Here is a 15,796-nt window from a genome sequence, read left to right as displayed (position 1 = left end):
GTGGGTACGGCAGGATGCCATACCCTCCTATACGATGGGGAGCGAGATGCCCTGTATCTTCTGATAGATGTCGAGCGCGAAGATGTCGGTCATACCCGAGATATAATCGATGACAGCCATGACACGCGTAGCGAAGTCGTCGCTGTTGATGTCGTACTGACTGCTGAAGCGCTTGCGCAGCTGCTCCGAGTGGAACTTGCCAGGAGCGGTAGCAGCCTCGATGAGTGTGTCCATCAGCGTCTCCATAATCTTATAACCCGACAACTCCACGTCGAGCACCGGCTTCGAGTTGTATATACGCTGCACGCTCACCTCCGTGCAGTGGCGATACGCATCGCGCACGAGCGGAGCTACGTGGTCGATGAGCGAGCCTTGCAGCGTGCCGGCGAGTATCTCCTGTTCATGCTGCACGAATGCCTTCGCACACTCGCTTTCGAGCAGTCCGATGGCGCAGGCACGCATATACACAATCTTCTCGTTGTTGTCGGTGATGCCCTCCTCCTCGATGCGGTCGAGAATATTCTTACGCGACTCGTCGCTGAAGAAACCCAACAGCAACTCACTCGCCTCGCCGTAGGAGAGGATGCGCAGCTTATGAGCATCCTCTATGTCCATTATCTCGTAGCAGATGTCGTCGGCAGCCTCAACAAGATATACCAACGGATGGCGTGCGTAGCGCAGCGGTTCGCCCTCAGCCGAGAGGCGCAGCATACCGAGGTCGTCGGCGATGCGCTGAAACGCCTCCTGCTCGAAGCAGAAGAAGCCGAACTTGCCTTTCTTGCCGGCACACTCACTCGAATACGGGTACTTCACGATGGAGGCAAGCGTGGAGTAGGTCATCACGAAACCGCCGTCGCGTCGTCCGTGAAAGCGGTGCGTGAGCAGTCGGAAGGCGTTGGCGTTACCCTCGAAGTGCGTCAGATCCTCCCACATCTGCGCCGACACACGTTCCTTCAGCGCCAGTCCGCGGCCCTCGCGAAAGAACGCCTGTATAGCCTTCTCGCCAGAGTGTCCGAACGGCGGATTGCCCATGTCGTGCGCCAGACACGCCGTGCTCACGATGGTGCCCAGCTCCTCGAAGAGCGTACCCGCGAGTTCGGGGTGCACACGCTTCAGCGCACGCGCCACGTCGCTGCCCAGCGACATGCCCACGCTCGCCACCTCAAGCGAGTGAGTGAGGCGGTTGTGAACGAAGATGCTGCCTGGCAGCGGAAACACCTGTGTCTTGTTCTGCATACGACGGAACGGAGCCGAGAAGATAAGGCGGTCGTAGTCGCGTTTGAACTCCGAGCGGTCGTCGTGACGCTCGGGGTGGCGCAACTCCTGTCCGAGTCGCTTGTTCGATATGAGTTGTTGCCAATTCATTGCCATAATCGTTTTGTTTTGTTTATAGCACAAAATTAAAACTAATATTCCAAATAGACAAGAAGATTATTCACTCTGCTACCTATTTCCACTTTTTTAATACTCTAAAAAGGCGTAATCTCATTATAATTAAGTACTTTTGCAATTTGAAACATTACGTAACGTAAACCACAACAGAACACATAATGGTAAAAATAAAGATAGTGAACCGTGGCTCGCAGCAGCTTCCTGCTTACGCCACACCGCAGAGCGCAGGCATGGACTTGCGCGCCAACATCGTAGAACCCATCACGCTGCAGCCTATGGAGCGTCGCATCATACCCACCGGTCTGCACATCGCGCTGCCCGAGGGCTACGAGGCGCAGGTGCGCCCACGCTCAGGCTTGGCTCTGAAGCACGGCATCACCGTGCTCAACTCGCCTGGCACTATCGATGCCGACTATCGTGGCGAATTGGGCGTGCTGCTCATCAACCTCTCCACCGAGCCCTTCGTGATTGAAGCCGGCGAGCGCATCGCACAGATGGTCATAGCACGCCACGAGCAGGGCGAGTTCTGTCTCGTTGAGGAGCTTGACGAAACAGAGCGCGGCGAGGGTGGCTACGGACACACCGGAGTGAAATAAGTAGGAGGCTACGGCATTCTTGCCGTAGCCATCAACAACAGAAATATAAATTTGCAATGGCTACGGCAGGAATGCCGTAGCCTCCTACGGTTAGCCCTCCGTCGGCAACTCACTTCCAAACAATTAAAGAAGAAGAAAATGAAGAAATACATACTCGTTGCGATAGCCATGGCAGTTGTCGCTCCGCTCTTAGCTATCGGCGGAGCACGCACGGGCACATCGGTCGACATGAAGTGCGACACGATGACCATCTCTGCCGACTCGCTACTGAAGGAGACTCCACTATTCGACCGCCTGTACCTCGACGCAGTGTGCCGACAGATTGCGGGCGACTCCACAACATCAGCACTGTTAGAGCGATGCCACGAGATGCGCCCCGACGCTGCTGAGGTGTACTACTCGTTAGCCCACTCGTACCTAAAGCAGGGCAACGACTCGCTCGCAAGAGTGAACATGCGCCGAGCTGCCGAACTGCAACCCGACAACGACAACTACCTTGAGAACGTGGCGGAGACATACATCGACCAACGCGAGTACGACCGCGCCATCGAAGCCTATGAACAGCTCTACACACACCACCGCGACCGCAGCGACGTGCTCGAGCTATTGGTACGACTGTATAACGCAAAGAAAGACTACCACAAGATGCTCTCCACCATCGACCGCATGGAGCAAGCTGACGGACCAAGCGAGGAGATATCACTCATGCGCATGGGCATCTACGAGCAGCAAGGCGACAAGAAGAACGCCTACCGCATACTCCACGCGCTCACCAACGACCACCCCAACGAGCCGTCGTACAAGGTGATGCTCGGCAACTGGCTCATGCAGCACAACCGCAAGAGCGAAGCCTACAACTGGTTCAAGAGCGCACTGGAGGACGACAAGCAAAACGAATTCGCACTGAACTCACTCTACGACTACTACCGCAGCATGGGCGACGACACGAAGGCACGACAACTGCGCGACAACATACTGTTCAGTCCGCAGACCGACATAAAGACAAAGCTCTCGATGCTGCAGCAAGCGATACGCGAGAACGAACAGGAGCAGGGTGGCGACTCAACGGCTGTGCTCGCACTGTTCGACAAGATAATGCTCGCCACACCACGCAACGCCGAGCTATCCAATCTTAAGGCGATGTACATGCGAGTGAAGAAGATGCCGCAGGACAGCATCAACGCCGCATACGCACACACTCTCTCCTTCGAACCCGACAACCTGTCGGCACGCCTCACACTGGCACAGAACAAGTGGGAGGAGAAAAAGTGGAACGAAGTGGTTGACCTCTGCGACAAGGGCATACAGTACACGCCCGAGGAGCTGACCTACTACTACTTCATGGCACTTGCATACATACAGCAGGATAAGGATCAGAAGGCTTACGAAGCGTGCAAACGCGGACTCAACGAGATTGACTTGAACAAAGCCGACGAGCCAGAACGCAACATGGCATCGGACATGTACGGCATAATAGGCGACATGAGCTACACCGCAAACAACTACGACGAGGCGTTCAGCGCATACGAGAAGGCGATAACCATATACCCCGACAACATACAGGTGCTGAACAACTACGCCTACTACCTCTCGCAGCAGAACACGCAGCTCGACCACGCAGCCGAGATGAGCCTGCGAACGCTCAAGGAGGAGCCCACCAACGCCACTTATCTCGACACCTATGCCTGGATACTGTTCCTGCAGAAACGCTACGACGAGGCAAAGGCATACATCGACCTCACGCTGCAGAACAGCAAGAACCCCGACAAGGTGCTCTTAGAGCACGCAGGCGACATCTACCTCATGGCAGGCGACAAGGAGAAAGCCGTCAGCTACTGGAAGCAAGCCATAGAAGCCGGAGGCAACAAGGCATCGCTCGAACGCAAGATAAAGACACGCAAGCTGAAGTAGCAACACAAGTGCTGCCACAGCGTGCATAACCCGAACAACATAACAAAACAATATCAACAAGATGAAACATATACTTAGATACGCACCAATAGCTGCAGCCCTGCTGCTCATCACCTCCTGTGCGAGCAAGAAAGCCATCACCGACGGCACACAACTGCCAACACAGACCTCTAAGACAGACAAGAACGCCGAGAAGGAGGCTGCAAGACAGTCGCTACAGTTCGTGCAGCGCATCGCCAACAACAACGTGGCGACAGAGAACATCCTCACAAGTGGCGACTTCACGCTACAGTTGGGCAGCAAGGAGATTACGGTGCCAGCCAAACTGAGTATGCGCAAGGACGAGTGCATACGCATACAACTGCTCATGCCAATACTGCGCAGCGAACTGGCACGCATAGAGTTCACACCCAACTACGTGCTGCTCCTCGACCGCTACCACAAGGAGTATATCAAAGCCTCTTACTCCGAAGTGAGCTTCCTCGCCAACAACGGACTCTCGTTCTACAGCCTGCAAGCACTCTTCTGGAACCAGCTCATAGCGCCTGGCGCAAAGACCGTCACCGAGGCTGACCTGAAGAAATTCGTAGCCGACGTGGCAGCGGGCAGCTCACGAGTGCCCGTGACGCTCAAGGCTGGCAACATCACCTACAAGTGGAGCGTGGACGCAGCAACAGCACTCATCAAGGGTGCCGACATAACATACAAAAGTGCCACACACGGCACCTCGTCGCTCACGTGGACATACAACGACTTCAACACCGTAGGACAGAAGAAGTTCCCTACAACACAGCAGTTCGGCTTCAGCACCAACTACGGCGGAAGCAACCACGCTGCGCAGGTGACGCTACAGATGGCATCACCTAAGACCTCTACCAACTGGGACACAAAGACAGAGGTATCATCGAAGTATCGCAAGGTGGAAGTAGACGAACTGCTTCGCAAGATAACATCGCTGCAATAAAAGCCGGCACAACGCCGCAATAAACCCATCGAAGATAATGAACAAGTTGCTACACATATTAATCGCCACACTCCTCATCGCAGCCACGCCCAACATGGCTACCAGTGCCGACGCCCAACAGCAGAAGCGCACCACCACTGCGAAGAAACACACCACGCAGCGCAAGACAACAACCACTGCAAAAAAGAAAACCACTGCGAAGAAGAAAACCACAACTACGCAGCGCAAGAAGCAGGGCAAAGCAAAGCAGAACAACGCAAAGTACTCTACAGCCGAGATACGCGGACTGCAGAGCAAGCGTTCGGGCATACAGAAGGAGATAAAGAAGCAGGAGGCGGCTCTGCGCGCCAACAGAGCCGACGTGAAGAAGCGCCTCAACGACCTGCTTATACTCAACAGCGAAATCGACCGCCACAAGCAGAACATCGACGGCATACAGCGCGACATCACACACCTCGACGGCAACATCGATCTACTGAAGGCGCAGCTCGCCACGCTGCAGCAGCAGCTGAAGGAGCGCAAGGCGAAGTACGTGAAGTCGATGCGCTACATATCGCGAAAGCACACCATGCAAGACCGCCTCATGTTCATCTTCTCGGCGAAGAGCTTCACCGAGATGTACCGCCGTCTGCGCTTCGTGCGCGAATATGCTTCGTGGCAGAAAGCGCAGGGCGAGATGGTGAAAGCCAAGCAGGAGCAGGTGAACGAGAAGCAACAACAACTCGAACAGGTGCGCGGACAGAAGAACGTCATGCTCGACAAGGGCAGACAGGAGCACCGCGCGCTCGAGAGCAAGCAGAGTGAGCAGCAGACTATGGTCAACTCGCTGCAGAAGCAGCAGAAGACTATACAGAGCGTAATAGCGAAGCAGCGTAAGGACGCCAGCGCCCTCAATGCGCAAATCGACCGACTCATAGCCATAGAGGTAGAGAAGGCACGCAAGCGCGCTGAGGAGGAGGCACGTCGCAAGGCAGCAGAGGCAGCCGCAGCAAAGAAGCGTCGCGAGGCAGAATTGGCACGCAAACGTGCCGAGGCAGAGCGGGCACGCGCCGAGAACGAACGCCGTCTGCGTGAGGCACGCGAGGCTGAGGAGCGCGCTAAGCAGCGTGCACGCGAGGCTACCGCACAGCAGAAGGAGCGCGCCGAGCAACAGGCACGCGAAGCTGAAGCACAGCGCGAGGCTATAGAGCGCAAAGCAAAAGCCGACGAGCGACGCTCATCGAAGGAGTTGGCAGAGGCTAAGCGCGACGCAGAGCAGACCTACACCGTGTCGTCGGTAGACCGCATGATGTCGGGAGGCTTCAAGGCTAACCGCGGACGCCTACCGATACCGCTCACCGGCGGTTGTCGCATCGTGTCGCACTACGGACAGAACACCATCGAGGGTCTGCGCGGCGTGACACTCGACAACAAAGGCATCAACATAAAGGGACAACCAGGCTGTCAGGCACGCGCCGTATACGACGGCGTGGTAAGTGCAGTGTACGGCATCGGCGGTCAATGGCTCGTCATGGTGCGCCACGGCGTGTACATCTCCGTATATTGCAACCTCACATCGGTGAGCGTGCATCGCGACCAGAAGGTGTCTACCGGCCAGGCACTCGGAGCAGTCGGCGGCGACAACATACTGCAGTTCCAGCTGCACAAGAACAGCACCCGACTCAACCCTGAGCCGTGGCTTAGACGATAAAACGCCAGAAACAGGGTAGAAAACCCTTTAAATATTTGCTTACGTTGCAGAAAATTAGTAATTTTGCATCGTTCAGTGGAATGAGGGGCTCCGAGAGAGCTCCTCATTTTTATTTATAATTGAAATATATGATAAACAAAGACACCGTAAGAAGTATCGTAGAAGAGTGGCTTGACGGCAAGGAGTACTTCCTTGTTGACATCGAGATAAGCCCCGACGACCGTATCGTAGTAGAAATTGACCATGCCGACGGCGTGTGGATTGAAGACTGCGTAGAATTGAGCCGTTTCATCGAAGACCACCTCAGCCGCGACGAAGAAGACTATGAACTTGAAGTAGGCTCAGCCGGACTGGGACAGCCGTTCAAAGTGGCTCAACAGTACCACTGCTTCGTAGGCAAGGACGTAGAAGTGCTCGACGCAGACGGAAAGAAGTACAAAGGCGTACTCAAAGCCGTAGAGGGCAACGACTTCACTGTGACGGTGCAGGAGAAGCAGAAAGTGGAAGGCAAGAAGCGCCCACAACTCGTGGAGACCGACTACACCTTCCAGATGGACAAAGTGAAATATACAAAATACTTAATAAATTTCAAATAAGCTATGGCAGCAGTAAAAAAAGACGACGTGGTGAGCATGTTCGACTCTTTCAAGGAGTTTAAAGAGACAAAGAACATCGACCGCACCACATTGGTAAGCGTGTTGGAGGAGAGCTTCCGCAACGTTCTCGCAAAGATCTTCGGAAGCGATGAGAACTTCGACGTTATCGTGAACCCAGACAAAGGCGACTTCGAGATTTACCGCAACCGCGTGGTAGTGGCTGATGGCGAGGTAGAGGACGAGAACAAGCAGGTGTCGCTCACCGAGGCACGCAAGATAGAGCCCGACTACGAGGTGGGCGAGGACGTTTCAGAACGTGTCGACTTCGCTAAGTTCGGTCGCCGCGCCATCCTCAACTTGCGCCAGACCCTTGCTTCGAAGATATTGGAACTCGAGCACGACTCGCTCTACAACAAATATAAAGACCGCGTAGGTCAGGTAATCGCAGCCGAGGTATATCAGGTATGGAAGCGCGAGGTGCTCGTAGTTGACGACGAGAACAACGAGCTCATCCTCCCGAAGGCAGAGCAGATTCCGGCAGACGTATATCGCAAGGGCGAGACAATACGCGCCGTCATCGAGCGCGTTGACAACGAGAACAACAACCCGAAGATTATCCTCTCACGCACCAGTCCGATGTTCCTCCAGCGCCTTCTTGAGGCAGAGGTGCCCGAGATAGCAGAAGGCCTCATCGCCATCCGTCGCATCGCACGCATCCCTGGCGAGCGCGCCAAGATAGCAGTAGAGAGCTTCGACGACCGCATCGACCCGGTAGGCGCATGTGTAGGCGTAAAGGGTAGCCGTGTGCACGGCATAGTACGCGAGCTCTGTAACGAGAACATCGACGTAATCTGCTACACCGGCAACACAAAACTCTTCATCCAGCGTGCACTCTCACCGGCTAAGGTGTCGAGCATCAAGATTGACGAGGAGAACAAGAAGGCAGAGGTATATCTGAAGCCAGAGGAAGTGAGCCTCGCCATCGGTCGCAGCGGCTTGAACATCAAGCTCGCATCGCTGCTCACAGAGTACACCATCGACGTGTTCCGCGAAGTGTCGGAGGAGGACGCAGACGAGGATATCTACCTCGACGAGTTCGCTGACGAAATCGACCAGTGGGTTATCGATGCCATCAAGGGCATCGGTCTTGACACAGCAAAGGCAGTGCTCAACGCTCCGCGCGATATGCTCGTTGAGAAGGCAGACCTCGAAGAGGAGACTGTCGACAACGTGCTGAAGGTGTTGCGCGCCGAGTTCGAGTAAACAAGATACATATAAGGGAGTCTCAAAACCGCATGGTGTTTGAAGCTCCCTTAGCGAGTATCTAAACACTAACATATTTATAATCATAATTATTAAGGAAAAGGAAAGACGTAAAGCGGGTAGCTTTCTCCACGCTACGCCCCGAAAAAGGGCACGAGGCAGAAGCAGAGGTAGGCAGACGTTTTACTTTTTTACTCCTTTACTCTTTTACTTTTAAAACATCAAAATATGAGCATCAGGTTAAACAAAGCATTACGAGAGTTGAACATCGGGCTCCAGACGGCAGTGGAGTTCCTTGAGAAGAGAAGTGACCTTGGAGAAGTAAAGGCAGAGCCAAGCTTCAAGCTGAGCGACGCACAGTACGACGCACTCGCTGGAGCCTTCCAGCAGGACAAGGAGGTTCGTTCTCAAGCCGAGAAGCTCTTGCAGAAGAAGCCGAAAGAGAAGAAACGCAGCGAGGAGCCACAGGCTGAGCCACTCCTCAAGTCGTCTACTCAGCAGCAGTACAAGCCGCTGGGCAAAATAGACCTTGACAGTCTGAACAAGAAGCCAGCGCAGACAAAGCCAGCAACACCTGAGACTCATAAAGAGCCGCAGGCGAAGACTAATGCCGTAAGTCAGAAGCCGGCAACAAACGAAGCACCACAGAAAGCAAGCACAGAGGCTAACGTGGACAATCACAACAAAAATCAGAACACTGTGGGTCAGAACAAAGAGCACAAACAAGAAAAAAAGCAGGAGGTAAAGACTGCTACAAGCAACACAGCAAGCACCCCGAAGAAGGTGGAGGCTACAAACAATCAGGCTGAGACTGCAAAGACAGAAACAGACATCTTCACAACCAAGAGCGAGAAGAAGATGCTCAACGCACCAAAGGTGAACGTGTTGGGCAAGATTGACCTCTCTACTCTCAACCAGAGCACCCGTCCGAAGAAGAAGTCGAAGGAGGAGAAGCGCAAGGAGCGTGAGGACAAGGCTCAGCAGCAGCGCGGCGACAAGAAGAAACGCGAACGCATCAATAAGGTGCGCGTGGACATCAACGCTGCGTCGAACCAGCCCAACGGAGGCAATGGTGGCAAGCAGAACGGTGGCGGCAATGCCGGCACAAGCAACAAGAACAAGAAGAAGAACCGCAACCGCGGCGGACAGCAGAAGCCCGCTGAGGTGAACGACGAGGACGTAGCACGCCAGGTAAAGGAGACACTCGCACGCCTCACAAACAAGCAGAACCAGAACAAGAAGGGCGCGAAGTATCGTAAGGAGAAGCGCGAGGCTGCTCAGGAGAAGATAAACGAGGAGCTGCGCGAGGAGAAGAAGGAGAGCAAGACACTGAAGCTGACCGAGTTCGTTACCGTATCGGAGCTCGCTACGATGATGAACGTGAGCGTGAACCAGGTGATTGGTACGCTCATGAGCGTGGGCATCATGGTGTCTATCAACCAGCGTCTCGATGCCGAGACCATCAACCTCGTGGCTGAGGAGTTCGACTTCAAGACAGAATACGTAAGTGCAGAGGTGCAGGAGGCTATCACCGAGGTGGAGGACGACGAGAACGACCTTGTTCCGCGCGCTCCGATCGTAACCGTGATGGGCCACGTAGACCACGGTAAGACCTCTTTGCTCGACTATATACGCAAGACAAACGTCATCGCCGGCGAGGCTGGCGGCATCACACAGCACATCGGTGCATACAACGTGCAGCTGGAGGACGGACGTAAGATTACGTTCCTCGACACTCCGGGTCACGAGGCGTTCACCGCTATGCGTGCCCGTGGTGCTCAGGTGACGGATATCGCCATCATCATCATTGCTGCCGACGACGCTGTGATGCCTACCACCAAGGAGGCTATCGCACACGCTCAGGCTGCCAACGTGCCGATGGTGTTCGCTATCAACAAGATTGACAAGCCGGGTGCCAACCCCGACCGCGTTCGCGAGGAGCTGGCAGGCATGAACCTCCTCGTCGAGGAATGGGGCGGCAAGTACCAGTGCCAGGAGATAAGCGCCAAGAAGGGCGTAGGCATCAGCGAACTCATGGAGAAGGTGCTCCTCGAAGCCGAGATGCTCGACCTCAAGGCTAACCCTAACCGCAAGGCAACGGGCTCTATCATCGAGTCGTCGCTCGACAAGGGTCGTGGCTACGTGTCGACAGTGCTCGTAAGCAACGGCACACTGCGCGTGGGCGACAACATCATCGCCGGCACATCATGGGGCCGCATCAAGGCCATGTTCAACGAGCGCAACCAGCGCATACAGTCGGCAGGTCCGGCTGAGCCAGCTATCATCCTCGGCTTGAACGGTGCGCCGACAGCCGGCGACTCGTTCCACGTGCTCGACACCGAGCAGGAGACACGCGACATCGCCAACAAGCGTCTGCAGCTGCAGCGCGAGCAGGGCTTGCGCACACAGAAGCGTCTCACCCTCTCGGATATCTCTCACCGCATCGCTCTCGGTTCGTTCAAGGAGCTTAACATCATCGTTAAGGGTGACACCGACGGCTCTATCGAGGCTCTCTCCGACTCGTTCATCAAGATGTCTACAGAGAAGATCAAGGTGGACGTTATCTACAAGGCAGTAGGTCAGATCTCGGAGAGCGACGTAACGCTCGCCGATGCTTCCGACGCTATCATCGTGGGCTTCCAGGTGCGCCCGTCTGCCGCAGCACGCAAGCTGGCTGAGCAGGAAGGCGTAGAAATCAACACCTACTCTGTCATCTACGACGCTATCGACGACGTCAAGTCGGCTATGATCGGTATGCTCGACAAGGTGAAGAAGGAGGTTATCACCGGTCAGGTGGAGGTGCGCGAGGTGTACAAGATCTCGAAGGTGGGCACCGTTGCCGGCTGCTACGTCACAGAAGGCAAGGTACACCGTGCCGACCGTGCTCGTGTCATCCGCGACGGTATCGTGGTTCACACCGCCGACATCGCTGCCCTCAAGCGCTACAAGGACGACGTTAAGGAGGTGGCTACCAACTTCGAGTGCGGTATCTCGCTCGTCAACTTCAACGACATACAGCAGGGCGACGTGCTCGAGACATTCACCGAGATTGAGGTTAAACAGACACTGTAATACAGGAATTAGTTATAATCATAGATATAATGAACTTACTTGAACACATTGTTGCTCGTGCAAAGAGCAACAAACAACGTATCGTGCTCCCTGAAGCAACAGAGGAGCGCACACTGAAGGCTGCCGACCGCGTCCTCGCTGACGAGTTGGCTGACCTCATCCTCATCGGCAACCCCGACGAGCTGAAGACTCTCGCCGCAAAGTGGGATCTTCACAACATCGACAAGGCTACTGTCGTAGACCCGTTGAACAACCCGAAGGCAGAGGAGTACGCAGAGCTCCTCGCCGAGCTTCGCAAGAAGAAGGGCATGACTATCGAGCAGGCTCGCGAACTCGTGAAGAACCCGCTCTACCTCGGCTGCATGATTATCAAGACCGAGGGTGCTGACGGTCAGATCTCTGGTGCGCTGAGCACCACCGGCGACACTCTCCGCCCTGCGCTGCAGATCATCAAGTGCGCTCCCGGCGTGACCTGCGTGAGCGGTGCTATGCTCATGCTCACCCACGAGCACCAGTACGGTGACGACGGCATCATCGTCATGGGCGACGTAGCCGTTACACCGGTTCCGACAGCAGAGCAGCTGGCTCAGATCGCTGTTTGCACAGCGCAGACAGCACGCTCGGTGGCTGGCATCCAGGACCCACGCGTAGCTATGCTGAGCTTCTCTACAAAGGGCTCTGCAAAGCACGAGGTGGTAGACAAGGTGGTAGAGGCTACACGCCTCGCTCACGAGCTGGCTCCAGAGCTGAAGCTCGACGGCGAGCTGCAGGCTGACGCAGCCCTCGTTCCGGCTGTTGGCGAGAAGAAGGCTCCGGGTTCTCCTATCGCCGGCCACGCCAACGTTCTCGTTGTGCCGTGCCTCGAGGTGGGCAACATCTCGTACAAGCTCGTTCAGCGCTTGGGCGATGCGCTCGCTATCGGTCCGATCCTCCAGGGCATCGCACGCCCAGTGAACGACCTCTCGCGCGGTTGCTCTGTAGAGGACATCTACTACATGGTGGCTATCACAGCTTGCCAGGCAATGGACGCTAAGTAACAACTCAAAACTCAAAAATCAAAGTAATGAAGATATTGGTTCTTAATTGTGGCAGCTCTTCAATCAAATATAAGCTGTACAATATGGACGACAACTCAGTGCTGGCAGCAGGCGGCGTTGAGCGTATCGGTCTTGATGAGGCATTCATCAAAATCACTCTGCCTAACGGCGAGAAGAAGAAAATCATGCACGACATGCCCGACCACAAGGAAGGCGTCAACTTCGTGTTCCAGTGCTTGCTCGACCCTGAGTTCGGCGCAATCAAGTCGCTCAGCGAGATCGACGCCGTAGGCCATCGCATCGTGCAGGGTGGCGACCTCTTCGAGAAGAGCGTCATCGTCGACAAGTCGGTAGAGGACGGCATCGAGAGCCTCTGCGACCTCGCACCGGTACACAACGCCGGCCACCTGAAGGGCTTGCGCGCCGTAGACAAGCTGATGCCGGAGGTGCCGCAGGTGTGCGTGTTTGACAACGCCTTCCACAGCACCATGCCCGACTATGCTTACCTCTACGCTGTGCCTTACGAGCTCTACGAGAAGTATCACGTATGTCGCTACGGCTTCCACGGCACCAGCCACCGCTACGTATCGCAGCGCGTGTGCGAGTTCCTTGGCCGCGACATCAAGACACAGCGCATCATCACCTGCCACATCGGCAACGGTGCGTCGGTGTCAGCCGTTAAGTTCGGCAAGTGCATCGACACCTCTATGGGTCTCACTCCGCTCGCTGGCGTAATGATGGGCAGCCGTTCTGGCGATATTGACCCGTCTGCCGTTACCTTCCTCATGGAGAAACTCGGCAAGAAGCCGCAGGAGATGGCTGACTTCCTCAACAAGGAGAGCGGTGTGCTCGGCATCACAGGCATCTCTTCTGACATGCGCGAGGTAGAGAGCGCTGCTGCTGAGGGCAACGAGCGCGCACAGCTCGCTCTGAAGATGTACAACTACCGCATCAAGAAGTACATCGGTGCTTACGCTGCCGCTATGGGTGGTGTGGACATCATCGTATGGACAGCCGGTGTAGGCGAGAACCAGGTGGGCACTCGCCTTGAGGCTTGCTCAGGTCTTGAGTTCCTCGGCGTAGAGATGGATGCCGAGGCTAACAAGGTGCGTGGCGAAGAGGCTATCATCTCTACTCCAGAGTCTAAGGTAACAGTTTGCGTCATCCCGACCGACGAGGAGCTGATGATTGCTAAGGACACCATGGCACTGCTTCAGAAGTAATCAGTTGTCTTTTGCCGCGGCGTGTGGCTTCGCAGCCTCAGCTTCGACGGCATAAGCCATAAACATAAACCCAAATCGGTCATTAGAAAAAACTTCTTGTCATTTTCTAATGACCGATTTGGGGTTAATGCTCATTGTGATATTTTTGTTTTACCTTTGCAAAAAATAAATAGCTATGAAATTAAAAACTTTATTATTCTGTTCATTGTTGGCACTAGGATTTGTATCTTGCGGTGGTGATGACAATGATGACAATGAAAATGGATCCGGCAGCACATCTACCGAAGTTATCAATGGACACAAATTTGTAAACCTTGGTTTACCTTCAGGAACCTTATGGGCTGAAACAAATGTTGGTGCAAAATCTAAATCAGACATTGGCGATTACTATGCATGGGGAGAAATTGAAACAAAAGATTCATATAAAGAATCTAATTATAAGTGGTCAGAAGGATATCATGGTAGTGTTCTGTTACCAGAAGATGATGTTGCCACACAAAAATGGGGTGCTGGCGTGCATATACCAACCAAGGAGCAAGCACAAGAGCTTGTAGATAACTGTAAATTCGTTTGGACATCTGTAAAAGGACAAAATGGATACAAGGTTGTAGGTAAAAATGGTAATTCTATTTTCCTGCCAGCAGGAGGGTACTATTCTCCCAATCCTTCTCACACTAAGCTTGTATGTATTTACTGGCTAAATTATCATGGCGGGCGTTTGTTCTTAGATTATACCTGTGCTGGTACAGATGACGAACTGTGTGTAGAATTCAACAATAATTATAATGGTCAGTTAGTTCGTCCCGTTGCTTCTATATAAAAACAAATAACCAGATAAATCTATTGTAATAAGGGATGCTCTATAATAGGGCATCCCTTATTATTTTCTTATTTTACAATATCATTCAGTGTCTCCAAGCTATCTACCTTACCGTACTTTACATGGCAGCTCACTCAGAAAATAGAATTGAGGTGCATATATAGTTTGGCTACCAAATTGTGTTAATTGGTAGCCAAATATATTGCTGTTTCAATTAAAAATCGTATCTTTGTGCCATAAACAAATAGTATTGATTATGGTTGTAGTTAGCACAAGAGACTTTCGCACTAATCAGACTAAGTATCTGAATTTGGCAAAAGCAGGAGAGCACGTAGTCCTAAAATCGCGTGCTGGCAGTTTCCGCATCTTCCCCGATGACGGAAATGATACCATTGACGCACCGCGCGACTTAATGAAAGAACTCAAAAACGCTTTGACGGAGGTAAAGGAAGCCATTGCCGGAAAGCGTAAACTTCAATCTGCAGAAAGTTTGCTCGATGAGTTGTAATATTACAGTATCGGTTTCTGACGACTTTGCAAAAGAAGCAAAACGTCTCGCTAAGAAATATCCAAGTTTTAAACAAGACTACAAGGATTTTCTCGATAGTATTAAAGAGAACCCTCTGCAAGGCGATGAGATTACAAAAAACATACGCAAAATCCGTATGGCTATCAAATCAAAAGGCAAAGGTAAATCTGGTGGAGCAAGAGTCATCACGTTCAATGTTCTTACCAATATCGAAAATGGTCTGGTTGTTTTACTTCTTCTCTATGATAAAGAGGAGGCGTCTACTGTCAAGACCGATGTCGTAAAGCAAATGGTGCGCGACATGGGATTTGAAATGTAACGAAATTCTACAAATCCTTTACAATGGGTGGAGTATTTTGAACTAAAATAATTCTTTTATAATTTGATTTGTACCCCAGAACCAAGTCTTTTCGTTCTGTGCCAATCTGTGCATTCTGTGGGAGAATCTTATCAGCAAGGCACCATTCTATTATAAAATAACATTTAGCAAACATTATAAAAAAAATGTTTTGCGAAAACATCTACCATATCTGTCAGTCTCGCTTCAACTCTCTGAATACCAATAATATAAAGACTGACAGATACACCCAAAAACGGAAATATCTACCAGTCCATCTACCAGTCTATCTGCCATACCCTCCTGCGCAACCGGAACATCATTCCACCACAACCTGTCTTTTTTTAAATAAGGTTGACACCCTAA

The 15,796-nt window shown here is 53.0% G+C and carries 13 protein-coding genes; 12 read left to right on the top strand and 1 reads right to left on the bottom strand.

Annotated elements, in window-relative coordinates; translation table 11 throughout:
* Positions 1-27: 27 nt before the first annotated feature.
* Positions 28-1,365, bottom strand: coding sequence for a dGTP triphosphohydrolase (gene dgt / locus HMPREF0673_RS10545; protein ID WP_040596845.1), 1,338 nt, complete (start codon positions 1,363-1,365; stop codon positions 28-30).
* A 185-nt stretch (positions 1,366-1,550) separates the two neighbouring features.
* On the opposite strand from dgt, the gene dut reads away from it, so the two are divergent.
* From dut to HMPREF0673_RS10485, 12 genes are all read left to right on the top strand, one after another.
* Positions 1,551-1,988, top strand: coding sequence for a dUTP diphosphatase (dut, locus tag HMPREF0673_RS10540; protein ID WP_007902061.1), 438 nt, complete (start codon positions 1,551-1,553; stop codon positions 1,986-1,988).
* Positions 1,989-2,126: 138 nt separating this feature from the next.
* Positions 2,127-3,899 (top strand): tetratricopeptide repeat protein, encoded by a 1,773-nt coding sequence (locus tag HMPREF0673_RS10535; RefSeq protein WP_007902058.1) that lies wholly within the window; start codon positions 2,127-2,129, stop codon positions 3,897-3,899.
* Between the two features lie 61 nt (positions 3,900-3,960).
* Positions 3,961-4,863, top strand: coding sequence for a DUF4292 domain-containing protein (locus tag HMPREF0673_RS10530; protein WP_007902053.1), 903 nt, complete (start codon positions 3,961-3,963; stop codon positions 4,861-4,863).
* Positions 4,864-4,900: 37 nt separating this feature from the next.
* Positions 4,901-6,553, top strand: coding sequence for a murein hydrolase activator EnvC family protein (locus HMPREF0673_RS10525; protein ID WP_007902052.1), 1,653 nt, complete (start codon positions 4,901-4,903; stop codon positions 6,551-6,553).
* 128 nt (positions 6,554-6,681) lie between these two features.
* On the top strand, positions 6,682-7,149 hold the full coding sequence (rimP, locus tag HMPREF0673_RS10520; protein ID WP_007902050.1) for a ribosome assembly cofactor RimP: 468 nt from the start codon (positions 6,682-6,684) through the stop codon (positions 7,147-7,149).
* A 3-nt stretch (positions 7,150-7,152) separates the two neighbouring features.
* Positions 7,153-8,412, top strand: a complete 1,260-nt coding sequence (nusA, locus tag HMPREF0673_RS10515) for a transcription termination factor NusA (RefSeq protein WP_007902049.1) — start codon at positions 7,153-7,155, stop codon at positions 8,410-8,412.
* 228 nt (positions 8,413-8,640) lie between these two features.
* Positions 8,641-11,484, top strand: a complete 2,844-nt coding sequence (gene infB, locus HMPREF0673_RS10510) for a translation initiation factor IF-2 (protein ID WP_007902048.1) — start codon at positions 8,641-8,643, stop codon at positions 11,482-11,484.
* 29 nt (positions 11,485-11,513) lie between these two features.
* Positions 11,514-12,521 (top strand): phosphate acetyltransferase, encoded by a 1,008-nt coding sequence (gene pta, locus HMPREF0673_RS10505; protein WP_007902046.1) that lies wholly within the window; start codon positions 11,514-11,516, stop codon positions 12,519-12,521.
* Between the two features lie 26 nt (positions 12,522-12,547).
* Positions 12,548-13,744 (top strand): acetate kinase, encoded by a 1,197-nt coding sequence (locus tag HMPREF0673_RS10500; protein ID WP_007902044.1) that lies wholly within the window; start codon positions 12,548-12,550, stop codon positions 13,742-13,744.
* A gap of 175 nt (positions 13,745-13,919) precedes the next feature.
* The gene (locus HMPREF0673_RS13505; RefSeq protein WP_007902037.1) at positions 13,920-14,564 is read left to right on the top strand and encodes a hypothetical protein; all 645 of its coding nucleotides are present in this window, start codon (positions 13,920-13,922) and stop codon (positions 14,562-14,564) included.
* A 310-nt stretch (positions 14,565-14,874) separates the two neighbouring features.
* On the top strand, positions 14,875-15,072 hold the full coding sequence (locus tag HMPREF0673_RS10490; protein WP_245544253.1) for a prevent-host-death family protein: 198 nt from the start codon (positions 14,875-14,877) through the stop codon (positions 15,070-15,072).
* A complete protein-coding gene (locus HMPREF0673_RS10485) occupies positions 15,062-15,412 on the top strand; it encodes a hypothetical protein (protein ID WP_007902030.1) in 351 nt (116 codons plus the stop codon). Before HMPREF0673_RS10490 ends, HMPREF0673_RS10485 begins: the two co-directional genes overlap by 11 nt.
* Positions 15,413-15,796 lie beyond the last annotated feature (384 nt).

The organism is Leyella stercorea DSM 18206 (assembly GCF_000235885.1).
Classification (GTDB): Bacteria; Bacteroidota; Bacteroidia; order Bacteroidales; family Bacteroidaceae; genus Prevotella; species Prevotella stercorea.
The sequence above is the reverse complement of the archived record's forward strand: the minus strand, read 5'-3'. Positions and strand labels throughout refer to the sequence as shown.

Bases quoted from the DNA above. Each gene is read 5' to 3' on its own strand.
- dgt (WP_040596845.1), bottom strand. From the start codon at position 1,365: ATGAATTGGCAACAACTCATATCGAACAAGCGACTCGGACAGGAGTTG.
- dut (WP_007902061.1), top strand. From the start codon at position 1,551: ATGGTAAAAATAAAGATAGTGAACCGTGGCTCGCAGCAGCTTCCTGCT.
- HMPREF0673_RS10535 (WP_007902058.1), top strand. From the start codon at position 2,127: ATGAAGAAATACATACTCGTTGCGATAGCCATGGCAGTTGTCGCTCCG.
- HMPREF0673_RS10530 (WP_007902053.1), top strand. From the start codon at position 3,961: ATGAAACATATACTTAGATACGCACCAATAGCTGCAGCCCTGCTGCTC.
- HMPREF0673_RS10525 (WP_007902052.1), top strand. From the start codon at position 4,901: ATGAACAAGTTGCTACACATATTAATCGCCACACTCCTCATCGCAGCC.
- rimP (WP_007902050.1), top strand. From the start codon at position 6,682: ATGATAAACAAAGACACCGTAAGAAGTATCGTAGAAGAGTGGCTTGAC.
- nusA (WP_007902049.1), top strand. From the start codon at position 7,153: ATGGCAGCAGTAAAAAAAGACGACGTGGTGAGCATGTTCGACTCTTTC.
- infB (WP_007902048.1), top strand. From the start codon at position 8,641: ATGAGCATCAGGTTAAACAAAGCATTACGAGAGTTGAACATCGGGCTC.
- pta (WP_007902046.1), top strand. From the start codon at position 11,514: ATGAACTTACTTGAACACATTGTTGCTCGTGCAAAGAGCAACAAACAA.
- HMPREF0673_RS10500 (WP_007902044.1), top strand. From the start codon at position 12,548: ATGAAGATATTGGTTCTTAATTGTGGCAGCTCTTCAATCAAATATAAG.
- HMPREF0673_RS13505 (WP_007902037.1), top strand. From the start codon at position 13,920: ATGAAATTAAAAACTTTATTATTCTGTTCATTGTTGGCACTAGGATTT.
- HMPREF0673_RS10485 (WP_007902030.1), top strand. From the start codon at position 15,062: ATGAGTTGTAATATTACAGTATCGGTTTCTGACGACTTTGCAAAAGAA.